The 14,478-nt window shown below is 72.7% G+C and carries 13 protein-coding genes; 3 read left to right on the top strand and 10 right to left on the bottom strand.

The genetic code is table 11. The features are described from left to right. Window positions 1-34: 34 nt before the first annotated feature. From IPZ69_RS11210 to IPZ69_RS11190, 5 genes are all read right to left on the bottom strand, one after another. Entirely contained in the window at window positions 35-499 is a 465-nt protein-coding gene (locus IPZ69_RS11210) for a GNAT family N-acetyltransferase (RefSeq protein ID WP_235453905.1), read from the bottom strand. 197 nt (window positions 500-696) lie between these two features. Continuing rightward, window positions 697-3,264, bottom strand: a complete 2,568-nt coding sequence (locus IPZ69_RS11205; protein WP_235453904.1) for an ABC transporter permease — start codon at window positions 3,262-3,264, stop codon at window positions 697-699. 4 nt (window positions 3,265-3,268) lie between these two features. After that, complete coding sequence (locus IPZ69_RS11200; protein WP_235453903.1) at window positions 3,269-4,081, bottom strand: ABC transporter ATP-binding protein; 813 nt, start codon at window positions 4,079-4,081, stop codon at window positions 3,269-3,271. Between the two features lie 195 nt (window positions 4,082-4,276). Further along, window positions 4,277-5,005 carry a class I SAM-dependent methyltransferase gene (locus IPZ69_RS11195; protein ID WP_235453902.1) on the bottom strand — a complete coding sequence of 243 codons (729 nt, stop codon included), beginning with the start codon at window positions 5,003-5,005 and terminating at the stop codon, window positions 4,277-4,279. A gap of 105 nt (window positions 5,006-5,110) precedes the next feature. Beyond that, entirely contained in the window at window positions 5,111-5,797 is a 687-nt protein-coding gene (locus IPZ69_RS11190; RefSeq protein ID WP_235453901.1) for an esterase/lipase family protein, read from the bottom strand. 117 nt (window positions 5,798-5,914) lie between these two features. Here IPZ69_RS11190 and IPZ69_RS11185 point away from each other — a divergent pair, with 117 nt between their 5' ends. After that, on the top strand, window positions 5,915-8,095 hold the full coding sequence (locus tag IPZ69_RS11185) for a helix-turn-helix transcriptional regulator (protein ID WP_235453900.1): 2,181 nt from the start codon (window positions 5,915-5,917) through the stop codon (window positions 8,093-8,095). Between the two features lie 29 nt (window positions 8,096-8,124). Here the strand turns inward: IPZ69_RS11185 and bioD are convergent, their stop codons facing one another. Genes bioD through bioB form a run of 3 tightly spaced genes read right to left on the bottom strand, consistent with a single transcriptional unit; the run spans window position 8,125 to window position 11,342 of the window. After that, on the bottom strand, window positions 8,125-8,841 hold the full coding sequence (gene bioD / locus IPZ69_RS11180) for a dethiobiotin synthase (protein ID WP_235453899.1): 717 nt from the start codon (window positions 8,839-8,841) through the stop codon (window positions 8,125-8,127). A 1-nt stretch (window position 8,842) separates the two neighbouring features. Continuing rightward, complete coding sequence (locus IPZ69_RS11175; protein WP_235453898.1) at window positions 8,843-10,132, bottom strand: adenosylmethionine--8-amino-7-oxononanoate transaminase; 1,290 nt, start codon at window positions 10,130-10,132, stop codon at window positions 8,843-8,845. Continuing rightward, window positions 10,125-11,342 carry a biotin synthase BioB gene (gene bioB / locus IPZ69_RS11170; protein WP_235453897.1) on the bottom strand — a complete coding sequence of 406 codons (1,218 nt, stop codon included), beginning with the start codon at window positions 11,340-11,342 and terminating at the stop codon, window positions 10,125-10,127. Before bioB ends, IPZ69_RS11175 begins: the two co-directional genes overlap by 8 nt. A gap of 147 nt (window positions 11,343-11,489) precedes the next feature. Here bioB and IPZ69_RS11165 point away from each other — a divergent pair, with 147 nt between their 5' ends. Beyond that, complete coding sequence (locus IPZ69_RS11165) at window positions 11,490-12,617, top strand: 8-amino-7-oxononanoate synthase (protein WP_235453896.1); 1,128 nt, start codon at window positions 11,490-11,492, stop codon at window positions 12,615-12,617. Window positions 12,618-12,693: 76 nt separating this feature from the next. Here IPZ69_RS11165 and IPZ69_RS11160 read toward each other — a convergent pair whose 3' ends face one another. Together IPZ69_RS11160 and IPZ69_RS11155 are read right to left on the bottom strand one after the other, a co-directional pair. Next, the gene (locus IPZ69_RS11160; protein WP_235453895.1) at window positions 12,694-12,918 is read right to left on the bottom strand and encodes a DUF397 domain-containing protein; all 225 of its coding nucleotides are present in this window, start codon (window positions 12,916-12,918) and stop codon (window positions 12,694-12,696) included. A 9-nt stretch (window positions 12,919-12,927) separates the two neighbouring features. Next, complete coding sequence (locus tag IPZ69_RS11155; RefSeq protein ID WP_235453894.1) at window positions 12,928-13,794, bottom strand: helix-turn-helix domain-containing protein; 867 nt, start codon at window positions 13,792-13,794, stop codon at window positions 12,928-12,930. Between the two features lie 213 nt (window positions 13,795-14,007). Here IPZ69_RS11155 and IPZ69_RS11150 point away from each other — a divergent pair, with 213 nt between their 5' ends. Then, window positions 14,008-14,466, top strand: coding sequence for an ATP-binding protein (locus IPZ69_RS11150; RefSeq protein WP_235453893.1), 459 nt, complete (start codon window positions 14,008-14,010; stop codon window positions 14,464-14,466). Window positions 14,467-14,478: the final 12 nt, after the last annotated feature.

Genomic DNA, 14,478 nt, shown 5'->3' with positions numbered 1-14,478 from the left:
TGGTAAAGGATCGGCAAAGCGAGCCGGAGGGGCGTCAGTCGGTCAGTGGCTTCACCCAGCGGCGCCAGCGCTCCTCGGGCGCGTATCCGGCCGCCCGCCAGGCCTGCTGCGCCGTCTCGTTGCGGACCAGCACCATCGCGTCGCCGCGCCGCCCGCCGAGCCGTACGAACCGGTCCTCGGCGGCGGCCAGCAGCGCCGAGCCGATGCCCTGGCGCCGCCGCTGCGGATGCACCGCCAGCCGGTACAGATGGCAGCGCCAGCCGTCGAAGCCGGCGATCACCGTGCCGACCAGTTCGCCGTCCCTCCCCGAAGCTCGCGACTTCGCCCGACCAGGGGGGACCCCCAAGGCGAGGATGAGCGCCTCGGGGTCGCGGGCGACCAGCCGCTCCACGCCGTCGCGGTCGTCGCTGATGCTGGTTCCCTCGGCGGCCACCTTCCAGAAGGCGAGCACGGCGTCGAGATCGTCGGGGCCGGCGGGACGTATGCGCAATGCGGTCATGCGGATGATCACAGCACGGGGCGCGGCGCCCGACGCGGAATTCCGTCATGCGGACAGACACCACAGCGGCACCCGGGACGGCGCGGGGCGCGGCCGAGGATCATGTCGTACCCGGGTTCCCCGGCACGCCGAGACGGAACGGACGCGGCATGAACTCTCCTCACCGGCGGGTGACTTGAGCGCAAGCCGCGACTGCGTCACTCGTGCGCGATGGCCGCCAGCACGTTCATGCGCGAGGCACGCAACGCCGGCAGCAGCGCCGCCACGATGCCCACCACGGCCGAGCCCACCACGACCGCGACGATCGTGCTCCAGGGGATCGCCAGCGCCGACATGCCCTGCAGCGCCAGCACCTGCTGGGTGCACACGCCCCACACCAGGCCGAGCGCCAGCCCGAGGACCGCGCCGAACACCGCGATCACCACCGACTCCAGGCGGATCATCCGGCGCAGCTGCCGCCGGGCCAGGCCGATCGCCCGCAGCAGACCGATCTCGCGGGTCCGCTCCACCACCGACAGGGCGAGGGTGTTGACGACGCCGAGCACCGCGATGACGATCGCGAGCCCGAGCAGCGCGTACACCAGGTAGAGCAGCACCGCGATCTGGTCGTGGACCAGCTTCTTGTAGTCGGCCTGGTCGCGCACCTGCACCTGCGGGTAGGGGTCGAGGGTCTTCTCCAGCCGAGTGCGCAGCTGGTCGGCGGTGGTACCGGCCGTCTTGTTCACGTACAGCGAGGAGTCCTGGCCGCCCGGGACGTACTTCTCGACCGTGGCGATGCCGAAGAACAGCCCGCCCTGCATGCCGAATCCGTCGCCGCCGCCCTGGTCGGTGAGCGCGGTCACGTTCATCTCGGCGCTGCGGCCGCCCTGGAACTCGACGGGGATCGTGCTGCCCAGGCGGACGTGGTGGTCCTTGGCGAAGTCCACGTCCATGCCGAGGGCGCCGTCGGCGAGTGCCGCCGCGGTGTCGCCGCCCGCGTAGGTGACGTGGGCGACGTCGTCGAGGCGCGCGTCGTACCCGGCGGCGGTGGTCTTGATCCGCTTGCCGTCCGGCAGGCGCACCGCCACCGGCGCGAACCGCTGCCGCACGACCAGGCCCACGCCGTCGGTGCCGCGCACCTTGTCCGTGATCTCCTGGGTGAACGGCTGGAAGTTGCTGTTCTGGATCACGTAGTCGGCGCCGAGTGTCTTGTCTATCTGCTGGTCGAACGACTTGGACATGGAGGCGCTGGCCACCGACATCCCGCCGACCAGGGCGAGTCCCACCATGAGCGCGGCCGCGGTGGCGCCGGTGCGGCGCGGATTGCGCAGCGCGTTGCGCTGGCTCATCCGGCCGATCGAGCCGAACAGCGCGGGGAAGGCCCCGCCGAGGACTCGGATCACGGGCCGCACCAGCAGCGGGCCGGCGATCACGGTCGCGACGAGCGTGAGGACGACGCCGAGGCCCAGCAGGGAGGCCGCCGAGGCGGTCTTCGTCGCGGCCGCGCAGCCGGCGAGCGCGGCCGCACCGGCCAACCCGACGACGGACCCGACGATGGCCCGCATCCGCAACGGCCGCCCCACACCGGCGATCTCGGCGTCCGCCAGTGCCGCCATCGGGGAGACGGTCGCCGCGCGCCGGGCCGGCAGATAGGCGGCGACGAAGGTGACGCCGACGCCGACGACGTACGCGGCGACGGGCGTCGGCCACCCGATGACCATCTCGGTGGCCTTGAGGTTCATGCCGAACGCGCTCATCAGCCGGATCAGCCCGAAGGCCAGCCCGATGCCGGCCGCCAGGCCCAGCGTGGAGCCGACCACGCCGAGCAGCACCGCCTCGGTGAGCACGGACCGCCGCACCTGCCGCCGGTCGGCGCCCAGCGCCCGCAGCAGACCGAGTTCGCGGGTGCGCTGGGCGATCAGCATGGAGAAGGTGTTGACGATCAGGAAGATGCCGACGAGCACGGCGATCCCGGCGAAGCCGAGCATCACGTACTTGATGACGTCGAGGAATCCGCCGAGGTCGGCGGCGTCCGACTTGGCCTGCTCGTCGGCGGTCCTCAGGTCGTAGGCGCCGGTGCCGACGGCCGCGCCGACCCGGTGTTTGAGCGCCGCGTCGGTCACGCCCTTCGCCGCGTCCACCGAGATGCTGGTGGCCTTGCCGGCGGAGCCGAGCAGTTTCTCGGCCGCGACGGCGGGGTCGAGGAAGACGAGGGCGGCGCCCGGGTTGGTGGTCGTGAAGGTGGCGATGCCGACGACCTTCACCGGGAAGGTGCCCGGCTGCGCCTGGACGGTCAGCGTGTCGCCGATCCGTACCTGCTTCTTGTCGGCGGTGTCCGCGTCGAGCAGTGCCTCGCCCGCGCCGCGCGGGGCGTGACCGGAGGTCAGCTTCACCGGGCTGCGGTCGGTGACGTACCAGTCGGTGGCGATGGTCGGGGCGCCGGTGGTCGGGCCGACGGACTTGTTGTGGCTGTCGACCACCACGATGTTCTCGACGGACACGTCCGCGTGGGTCTCCACGACCCCGTCGACGTGAGCGACCTGCTGGGCGAGCGCGGCGGGCACGGTCTGCACGGCACCCGTCGGCACGGACGACTTGAGGTCGTCCTTCGGCTCCACCGTCACGTCGGCGGCGGTGGAGGCGAACAGCCGGTCGAAGGTGCGGCTGACGGTGTCGGAGAAGATCAGGCTGCCCGCGACGAACGCCACGGACAGCAGGACGGCGAGCGCGGACAGCAGCAGCCGTCCCTTGTGGGCGAGGAAGCTCCTGAGCGTTGCCTTCAGCACCGGGTCAGACCTCCTCGGCGGCGCCGTCGCCGTCGGCCTGGGTCCGGGTGACGTCGAATCGCTTCATGCGTTCCAGCACGGCCTGGGCCGTCGGGCGCTCCATCCGGTCCACGATCCGTCCGTCGGCGAGGAAGAGCACCAGGTCGGAGTGGGCGGCGGCGCCCGGGTCGTGGGTCACCATGACCACGGTCTGCCCGAGTTCGTCCACGGCGTCCCGCAGGAACCCGAGGACTTCGAGCCCGGCCCGCGAGTCCAGGTTGCCGGTCGGCTCGTCGGCGAAGATCAGCTCGGGCCGGGAGGCCAGCGCCCGCGCGCAGGCCACGCGCTGCTGCTGCCCGCCGGAGAGCTGCGCCGGACGGTGCTTGAGCCGGCCCCGCAGACCGAGGGTGTCGATGACCTGGTCCAGCCACTTCTCGTCGGGCTTCTTGCCCGCGATGTCCATGGGCAGGGTGATGTTCTCGGCCGCGTTCAGCGTCGGGATGAGGTTGAACGACTGGAACATGAACCCGATCCGGTCACGCCGCAGCCGGGTCAGCTCCCGCTCCTTCAGCCCGGTTATCTCGGTGTCGCCGAGCCACACCTGGCCGGCCGAGACCGTGTCGAGTCCGGCCAGACAGTGCATCAGCGTGGACTTCCCGGAACCGGAGGGCCCCATGACGGCGGTGAAGCGGCCGCGCGCGATCTCCACGTCCACCGCGTCGAGGGCGAGCACCGCGGTCTCGCCCGAGCCGTAGGCCTTCGTCAGCCCGCGGGCGCGGGCCGCGATCCCGTCGGCCGGCACCTCGTCCGGCGGATGCTCCGCAACAGGTGTGGACAAGGCGGCCTCCTCGCGCACCTCGACGTCAGGACTCCCGTGTCCCGGCCGAGCCTAGTGTGACGACGCGCACAGCCGGAATCCCCCCTGTGGCCGAGACTGTCTCTCCACCCCAGGGGCGGGTCCCCGATGCCGGTGTAAGGGACACATTCCACCCTGGGGTGGAGGCGCGGCGCGCGTGCCGGTGGGCCGGGGCGATCACGCCTCCGTGTCGCCGGGGTCGCCGGGGTCGCCGGGGTCGCCGGGCCCGGGACCGGGCCGCCAGGCCGTGCCCAGCACGCAGTACGAGGTGGGCAGCCGCGGCCCCTTCTCCGGCATCAACACCTGCCGGTACGGGCCGAGTTCGAACCCGGCGTCCCGCAGCGCCGCGACCGGCTCCCGGGCGAGGTGGCAGCCGCCGTTGAGCGGGGGCCACAGCGTCCGGTCCAGGGCGCGCTGGGTGAGGGTCATCGCCGGGCCGCCGCCCCGGCCGTGCTCGAAGAAGCGCAGCTCGCCGCCGGGCCGCAGGACGCGCCGCACCTCCCCGAGGGCGCGCGGCAGATCACGGACGCTGCACAGCACGAGGGACAGCACGGCCGCGTCGAAGGCCTCGCTCTTGACCGGCAGTGCCTCCGCCGCGCCCGGCGCCACATCCACCGGCACCTCGCTGCGCAGCGCGGCCTCCACCGCCAACTGCCGCAGCCGGCGCTCCGGTTCGATCGCGACGACCTCCGAGACGGCGCCCGGGTAGTGGCCGAAGTTCAGCCCGTTGCCCGCGCCGATCTCGATCACGCGGCCGGACAGCCCGGCGAGCAGCCGGTCGCGCACCCCGGCCATGCCGAGCCGCGTCTCGGCGCCCACGCTGACGCGGGCGTAGTAGCGGGCGAACAGCGGGTGGTGGACGGGATCCCGCACCACCTTGCCGGAGCCGGCGGGGCGCATCCGCATGGCAACCTCCCCAACAGGACGGTCGGGACGGTACTGGGGGACAAGGGAGACAAGGGCGACAAGGGCATTGTCCCCCGCGCGGGCCCGTCACACCCCCGCTGACGCTCACGCGATGAAGTCGCGCACCTGTTCGTACACGCCGTGGTCGTTGTTCATGTCGGTGTGCGAGATGCAGCCGACCCCGACATTGGTCGCTCCGCTGAGCAGCGCCGAGCTGTCCGGGTTGATCGCCTCGTCGCAGTTCGACCAGTAGCTCGCGTACGACACGCTGCCCGGCGTCTCGTCACCGGAGTTCAACGCCGTCAGGAACGAGCTGCCCGTCTGCATCTCCTTGCAGGACGTGTACAGCCACCCGCACAGGGAGGCGGTGGAGGTGCCGTGGTTCACCCCGGCGACGGACACGAAGTCGTCCACGTACGACGTTCCGCCGAGGTTCTTGAGGTAGTAGCGGCCGTTGAGCGCGCCCATGGAGTGGACGACGAGGTCGACCTTGGACGCGCCGGTCCGCGCCAGCACGCTCTTGACCTCGGTGGCCAGCTGCTGGGCGGTGGTGGCGTTCGACTGCGACCAGTCGTACGACCAGGCGAACAGCTCCGAGGACGCGTAGCCGTCGGCCTCGAAGTCCGCGACCCAGTCGTCCCAGCTGCTCGCCGAGCTGCTGATCCCGTGGACGAACACGATCGGGTTGTGGCTCGCCGCGTGCGCCGGGGCCGCGGTGAGGGGGAGTGACAGAAGGAGCGATGCGGTCATCGCCGACAGTGCCGTGGCGACGCGACGCTTGTGGCGTTGCATGGATGCCTCCTGAAACGGGTGGGGTCGCTCAGGAGTGTCGGGACGGGTCTACGCGCGCCGCATCGGTGAAGTCGCCAGTCTTTACGTCTCAACTAACTCGCCAGTAACGTCGAAGGTGTGGTGACGCCGGTGAACCCCCCACCTCTCGACCGCACTTCGCCACCGCAGCCCACCGACGCGGGGCGACACCCTGACCCAACGCTCGCCGAAGGCGTGCACGCGCGCGTGCGCCGCCTCGCACACGGCGATGCGCGCGCGGCCGCCGAACTCGCCGCCCGCCTGACCGCACGGCAGCGGGCCGGACTCGACCCGCTGCCCACCGAACCCGCCGACCTCGCCCCCGAGTTGCTGCGCGCCCACCGCCGGGCGATCCGCGCCCTGCCCGACGACACCCGGCTGCTGCTCCTCCTCGCCGCCGCCGACCAGCACCCGGTTCCCACACGGGCGTTCCTGCGCGCGGTCGCCGCCGCCCGCCTCGACACCCGCCCCCTGGAGCCGGCGGAGGCGGCCGGTCTCGCGCACCCCACGGCCGACGGCGTGGTCTTCCGGGACACCTGGACCAGGATCGCCGCCTACGAGACCGCCTCCCCGGCGGACCGGCGCGACGCCCACCGGCTGCTCGCCCGGGTGCTGAGCGGCAAGGGGGAGGCGCCGCACCGCTCCTGGCACCGGGGCGCCGCCGCGCTCGGGCCCAGCGGACGGCTCACGGCGGAACTCCGCACCGCCGCCGACCGCTCCCGGGCCGCCGGCCGGCGGGCCCTGGCCGGCGCGCTCACCGAACGCGCCGCCGCGCTCTGCCCCGATCCCCGCGCCCAGGCCCGGCTGGTGGCCGGCGCCGCCGCCGACGCCTGGGCGGCGGGGGACGCCGACCGGGCACGCCGGCTCGCCGCCCGCACGGACGACTCCGCGCTCGACGGTGTCCTCGCCCTGCGCGCGGGAGACGCCTCGGAGGCCTTCGACGCCCTGCTCGCCGCCGCCCGCCCGCCGTCACCGGCCGCGCACTCCGTCGAACTACTGGCGCTGGCCACCGAAGCCGCCGTCTACACCGGCGACCTGAAAAGGTGCCGGGAGGCCTCCGCCGTCGCCCACCGGCTCGGCGTGCCGCCTCCCGGTGCCCTCGCCGGACTCGACGCCGCGGTCGAGGGCCGCTACGAGGACGCACGCGACGCGCTCGAAGCGACGGCCGGCCGCTGCGGGCCCGGCGACGACCCGACCGCGCTGATCCACGCGGGCATCGCCGCCCTCCTCCTCGGCGACCACACCCGCGCCGCCACCGCCACCCTCCGCGCGGCCGCCTCGGCCCGGGCACGGGGCACCCCCGCCATCGCCGTACAGGCCCAGGAGTTCCGGGCGTACGCCGACTTCTGGAGCGGACGCACCCGCGCCGCCGAGGCCGCAGCCCAGGAGGCGCTGGCCCAGGCGTACGCCACCGGGCAGGACAACGGGGCCTGCCATCTGCGGGCCGCCCTCGCCATGTTCGCCGCGGTCACCGGCGACGAGCGGGCGTGCCGGGAGCGTGCCGCGGCCGCCCGCTCCCACGCCCTCGCCCACGGCCTGGGCCTGCCCGCCGCGCTCGCCCAATGGGCGCTCGCCTTCCTGGACCTGGCCGGCGGGCGCTTCCCGGCGGCGGCGGCCCGGCTGCGTGCCCTCGCCGGATTCGGCCCCGGCCACGGGCACCGCGCCATCCGGCACCTGGCCACCCCGCACTACGTCGAGGCCGCCGTCCGCACCGGGGACACCCGGGTCGCGCGCGCCGCCCACGCCGACTACCACCGGTGGGCGAGCGCCGTCGGCAGCCCCGACGACCTGGCGCTCAGCGCCCGCTGCCAGGCCCTGCTCGCCCCGGGCGCCGAGGCCGTCGAGCACTACCGCGCCGCCCTCGACCTGCACGCGCGCGGCACCCGCGACGTCGAACGCGCCCGCACCGAGCTGCTCTTCGCGGGCGCCCTGCGCCGTCTGCGGCACCGCCCCGAGGCCCGTGACCGTCTGCACAGCGCCCTGGAGGCCTTCGAATCCTTCGGCGCCGCGCACTGCGCGGCCTCGGCCCGCGCCGAACTCCGCGCCCTGGGCACGCCGGTGAACGCGCCCACCACGACGGATCCGGCCGCCCTGCTCACCGCGCAGCAGCTGATGGTCGCCCGCATGGCCGCCGAGGGCGCCACCAACCGCGAGATAGCCGACCGGCTCGCGCTCAGCCGCCGCACGATCGACCACCATCTGCGCGGTGTCTTCGCCCGGTTGGGCATCCGCTCCCGTATCGAACTGGTGCGGCTGCTGTCGGACCCTGACAGAACCTGACGGACGCCGACACCCCCCGAGCGGTCGCCTCAGGGCGCCTCGCGCACCCGGAACGCCTCCGCGTCCCAGGTCCCGTCCAGCCGTGGCGACAGCCAGCCGGGAGCCGCCGTACGGAAGTCGGTGGGCGCCAGCGACCCGGCACCGGCGGGAAGCGCACCGAGCAGCGGGGCGCCCGCGACCTCCGAGAGGTCGGCCACATTGCACCGGGACGCGAGGTCCGGGGAGTCGGGCCAGCTGCCGATCACCACACCCAGCAGGGTGAGTTCCCGGGAACGCAGTTCCCGCGCCGTCAGTTCCGTCGTGTTCAGCGTGCCGAGCCCCGCGGAGGCGACGACCAGCACCGACGCGTTCAGCAGCCGGGCGGCGTCCGCCAGCGTCCCGCCCGCGGCGTCGAACCGGACGAGCAGCCCGCCGGCCCCCTCGACCAGCACCAGATCGTGCTCGGTGGCCAGCTTGGCGGCGGCCTCGGCCACCTCCTGGGGATGGACCGGGGCGCGACCCGCCCGGCGCGCCGCCGTGCCCGGCGCCAGCGGCTCGGGGTAGCGGGCCATTTCGCTCGCCGCCACCGGGCCCGCGAGCCGGACCACCTCGTCGGCGTCGCCGGGCTCGTCGGGCCCTACGCCCGTCTGGGCCGCCTTCAGCACGGCCACCGACCGCCCGGCCGCGAGCGCGGCGGCGGCCACGGCGGCGGTCGTGACGGTCTTGCCGACCTCCGTGCCCGTGCCCGTGATCATCAGTACCGGCATCTCAACCCTCCCGCGCCGCCGCGCACACCGCGCGGGCGACTCGTGCCACGTCCTCGTCGCCGCTGACATAGGGCGGCATCGTGTAGACCATGTCGCGGAACGGCCGCAGCCACACGCCCTCGCGCACGGCGGCCCGGGTGGCCGCCGCCATGTCCACCTCGTGGTCCAGCTGGACCACCCCGATGGCACCCAGGACCCGTACGTCCTTCACTCCGGGCAGCTCCGCGGCCGGGGCGAGCCCGTCCCTGAGGCCCGTCTCGATCCGCTTCACCTCGGACAGCCAGTCCTGCCCGAGCAGCAGCCCGATCGAGGCGCAGGCCACCGCCGCCGCCAGCGGGTTGCCCATGAACGTCGGCCCGTGGGCCAGCACCGGGACCTCGCCCATCGAGATGCCGTCGGCCACCCGCGGCGTGCACAGCGTCGCCGCCATCGTCAGATAGCCGCCGGTCATGGCCTTGCCCAGGCACATCACGTCCGGCGTCACCGCGGCGTGGTCCGCCGCGAACAGCGCGCCCGTGCGCCCGAACCCGGTCGCGATCTCGTCGAACACCAGCAACACGTCGTGCGCGTCGCACGCCTCGCGCAGCACCCGCAGATACGCGGGGGAGTGGAAGCGCATGCCGCCCGCGCCCTGCACCACGGGCTCGACGATCACCGCGGCGACCTCGTCGGCGTGACGTTCGATCAGCGAGCGCAGGTGTTCGGCGTACGACTCCTCGTACTCGGCCGGCGGCGCGTCCGCGAACACCTGGCGCGGCAGGACGCCGGTCCACAGCTCGTGCATCCCGCCGTCGGGGTCGCACACGGCCATCGGCTGCCAGGTGTCGCCGTGGTAGCCGCCCCGCCAGGTCAGCAGCCGCCGCTTCTGCGGACGGCCGAGCGAGCGCCAGTACTGCAGGCACATCTTCACGGCGACCTCGACCGACACCGAGCCGGAGTCGGCGAGGAAGACGTGCTCCAGACCGTCGGGCGACATGTCGACAAGGAGCTTCGCGAGGCGCACGGCGGGCTCGTGCGTGAGCCCGCCGAACATCACGTGACTCATCCGGCCCAACTGCGCCTGCACGGCCTCGTTGAGCACCGGGTGGTTGTAGCCGTGGATCGCCGACCACCAGGACGACATGCCGTCCACCAGCTCGCCCGAGCCGTCCGCGAGGGTCAGCCGGATCCCGCTCGCCGCCTCCACGACGAGCGGTTCGGTGCGCCCGGGCATCGGTCCGTACGGATGCCACACGTGCCGCCGGTCGAGATCCAGCAGCTCGGGGACGCTCAGGTCCGGAAGGTCAGGCATTGGGCGCGAGGTCCGTTCCGGCGCCCCGGCGGCGCACGGAGACCAGGTCCGTGCGCGGCTCGGCGGTCTGCGCCACCGGAGCCGTCCCGCAGACACCGCCGCCCTCGTGGGAGCCGCAGCCCGCGGCCTCGTGCCCACCGCAGCCGGCACCCTCGTGCGAGCCGCAACCAGCGCTCTCGTGGGACCCGCAGCCGCCCCCGGCCGTCGCCCGGTGCTCGGGCAGCGTCACCTGGTCGGTGCCCTCCACCTCGAACCCGGCGTCCGCGATCATGTCCAGGTCGGCCTTGCCGGCCTGGCCCTCACTGGTGAGGTAGTCGCCGAGGAAGATGGAGTTGGCCAGGTTCAGCGCGAGGGGCTGCAGGGTGCGCAGATGCACTTCGCGGCCGCCCGCGATCCGCACCTCGACGTCCGGGCAGACGAACCGGACCATCGCCAGGATGCGCAGACAGCGCTGCGGGGTGAGGTTCCACTCCTTGGCGAGCGGGGTGCCCTCGAACGGGATGAGGAAGTTCACCGGCACCGAGTCCGGGTCCAGCTCGCGCAGCGAGTAGACCACGTCCACCAGGTCCTCGTCGCTCTCGCCCATGCCCGCGATCAGACCCGAGCAGGCGGACAGACCGGCCGCGTGGGCCTTCTGCACCGTGTCCACCCGGTCGGCGTACGTGTGCGTGGTCGTGATGTCCCCGTACGTCCCTTCGGACGTGTTGAGGTTGTGGTTGTACGCGTCCGCGCCCGCGTCGCGCAGCCGTTCGGCCTGACCGTCGGAGAGCAGACCGAGGCAGGCGCACACCTCGACGCCCTCGTTCTGCTCCTTGATGGCCTTGATGGTGTCCGACACCCGGTCCACGTCCCGGTCCGTCGGGCCGCGCCCGCTGGCCACCAGACAGACCCGCTTGGCGCCACCGGCCAGGCCCGCGGCGGCGGCCTCGGAGGCCTCGTCGGGCTTGAGCCAGGTGTACTTCAGGATGCCGGCCGTGGAGCCGAGCCGCTGCGAGCAGTAGGAGCAGTCCTCCGGGCACAAGCCGGACTTGAGGTTGACCAGGTAGTTAAGTTTCACGCGCCGGCCGAACCAGTGCCGGCGCACCTTGCCGGCCGCGGCCACCACATCGAGTACGTCGTCGTCGGAGGTGGCCAGCACGGCGAGTGCTTCCTCGCGGGTCGGCAGCTCGCGCCGAAGCCCCTTGTCCACCAGCGTGTTCAGCAGGTCCATGAGGTCCGATCCTGTCCTACGGGACCGCCCGGGGCCAAGGAGAGTTTGCACAACGGAGACGGTTGGACGTGTGGGTATTGCCACACCCTGGGCGGCTGGGCGTCCGACTAGTGTCTGTCCGCTACCTACAAAAGCCTCGGAGGACCCATGGTGTTCGGCTGGATCGACGACCAGGCGGAGCAACGGCGCCGCGCCGGACTCGTGCGGATCCTGCGGCCCCGTCCCGCCGATTCACCTCTGCTGGACCTTGCGAGCAACGACTACCTGGGCCTGTCCCGGCACCCCGAGGTCACCGAGGGCGCGGCGGCCGCGGCCCGCGCCTGGGGCGGCGGCGCGACCGGCTCCCGGCTGGTCACCGGAACCACCGAACTGCACACCGAGCTGGAGCGCGAGCTGGCCGACTTCTGCGGCTTCGAGGCGGCCCTGGTGTTCTCCTCCGGGTACGCGGCCAACCTCGCCGCGGTCACCGCGCTGGGCCCGCACGACTCCCTGATCGTCTCCGACGCCGGCAACCACGCCTCGCTCATCGACGGCTGCCGGCTGGCCCGCGGCACCACGCAGGTCGTCGCGCACGCCGACCCGGACGCGGTGCGCAAGGCGCTGGGCACGCACGAGGGGCCCGCGATCGTCGTCTCCGACACGGTGTTCTCGGTCGACGGGGACGCCGCGCCGCTCGCGGAACTCGCCGCGGCGTGCCGGGAGCACGGGGCGGGGCTGGTCGTCGACGACGCCCACGGTCTCGGTGTCCTGGGCGACGGCGGGCAGGGAGCCCCGTACGCGGCGGGACTGGCCGGTGCCGACGACGTCGTCGTGTCGGTGACCCTGTCCAAGTCGCTGGGCAGCCAGGGCGGTGCGGTGCTCGGCCCGGCCCGGGTGATCGACCATCTGGTCAACGCGGCACGGACGTTCATCTTCGACACGGGCCTGGCCCCCGCGTCGGCCGGCGCGGCCCTGGCGGCGCTCCGGCTGCTGCGCCGCGAGCCCGAGCGGGCCGCGCGGGCCCGCGCGGTGGCCGCCGAACTGCACGCGCGCCTGACCGCCGCGGGTCTGGAAGCGGTACGTCCGGACGCCGCGGTGGTCTCGGTGCGGGCACCGTCCCCGGAGCAGGCCGTGCGCTGGGCGGCCGACTGCCGTACGGCCGGCCTGGTCGTGGGCTGCTTCCGTCCTCCCTCCGTACCCGACGGCATCTCACGGCTCAGGCTGACCGCCCGAGCGGACCTCTCCGGGGCCGAGATCGAACGCGCTGTACGTGTGATCGGCGAGGCGCGACCATGAGTCGGCGTGACACGGCCGAGCGCCGCCTTGACGGAATGTGATCAGTTGGGATCGATCGAGTCGGGGTGCGCGGGGATCAACGGAACGCGCTGACGAATCCCGCCCAGCTCTCGGGGGAGAAGAGCAGCGCGGGTCCGGCCGGTTCCTTGGAGTCGCGCACGGCCAGCTGTCCGGTCATCGGACCGGAGCGCGGCCGTGCCGTCTCCACGCAGTTGTTGGCTCCCGTGCTGTAACTGCTGCGCAGCCACCGCACACCGTGCAGATCGGTACTTGAGGGAACGTTCCGAGGCAGTGCAGTCATGGTGCCTCCTTACGCGCCGTCACCTATCCCGGCGATGTATTCCAACGAGTCCTCGGGTGAAAGGGCGTGGATCTGAAGGTTGTTGAAGGCCTCCGAGTAGGCCTGGAGGTCTTCTTTCCGTTCGAGATAGAGGCTACTCGTCAAGTGGTCCAGAACAACCACATCCAGATCAGATGTGCTCGGAAATGAGAAGATAACGAAAGGGCCGGTGATGCCGATGTGAGCACCGGCCGCGAACGGCAGTACCTGAAGCCGTACTTGGGGCAGGCGCGCCGCGTCCATCAGCCGTTCCAGCTGCCGCGCCATCACGTCAGGACCTCCGACCTCGCGCCGCAGCACCGCCTCGTCCAGCACGGCGGTCAGCTCCAGCGGCGGATCCGAACGCAGCACGTCCTGCCGGGCGAGCCGCACCTCCACCAGCGCGGCCAGCCGCTCCTCGGCGTCGTCCCGCCCGTTCACGGCCGCCCTGGTCACCGCGCGGGCGTACTCCGGCGTCTGCAACAGCCCCGGGACCACCGACGTCTCCAGCGTGCGCATCCCGCTGGCCTGCGACTCCAGGCTGATGAAGTCCCGGTAGGTGTGCGGCAGTACCCCGCGATAGGCGTGCCACCAGTGGTGCCGGCCGGCGACGTCGTCCGACCCCGCCAACACCATCAGGAGGTCACGCAGTTCGCCGTCCGTCACTCCGTAGGCATCGAGGAGTAACCGCACATCGGCCGATTTCACACCGCTGGCGCCGGTTTCGATGCGGCTCACCTTCGACTGGTGCCAGCCCACCAACCGGGCCGCCTCGCCGCTCGTGAGACCCGCCTCGGTGCGCAAGGTGCGCAGTTCGGCGCCCAGTTTCCGGCGGCGCACCGCGGGACCGTTCTGCATGGGCTACTCCTTACTCCTTCCGAGCCGCCCAAATACGGTCTGCCGTCGCAGAGTTCACCGCTTCGAGCGACAGATATATGCATATCTTGGTGGATCGCCACCCGTGACCGGCCTGGTAATGGCAGTCTGGCGACGAAGCACCAGTCCGGGACCGTACTCGAACCATCCGCACCGTGTCGGACTCCGGTCCCGTGGGAAAGGGACGACGTCGCCATGGCAGACCATCTGGAAGCATCCGTCACTCTGCCGAGCGATCCCGCCTCGGTCTCCGTGGCTCGTACCTACGTGGTGGGAACGCTCGCGGAATGGGGTCTGCCGGCGGACACGGAAGTGGCCGACACCATCCGGCTCATCGTCTCCGAACTCGCCACCAACGCCGTACAGCACACGTTCGGACAGTCACCCACCTTCACGGTGGACATGGTCCTCCACCGCGACGAACACCTGCGTATCGGCGTCACCGACAGTCACCCCCGCTTCCCCAAGAGACTCCCCGCCGCCGTCCAACAGGACAACGGGCGCGGTCTGGTCATCATCCGCTGGCTCACCGCCGAATGCGGCGGAAAGCTGCGGGTGCGGCCCACCCGCGAGGGCGGCAAGACCGTCTCCATCGAACTGCCCTGGACGGTACGGGCCCAGCCGGTCAGCGCGGCGGGTCAGCAGGAACCCTAGCGTGAGCCGTGC

The sequence above is a fragment of the Streptomyces olivochromogenes genome, assembly GCF_021538895.1.
Classification (GTDB): domain Bacteria; phylum Actinomycetota; class Actinomycetes; order Streptomycetales; family Streptomycetaceae; genus Streptomyces; species Streptomyces olivochromogenes_A.
The sequence above is the reverse complement of the archived record's forward strand: the minus strand, read 5'-3'. Positions and strand labels throughout refer to the sequence as shown.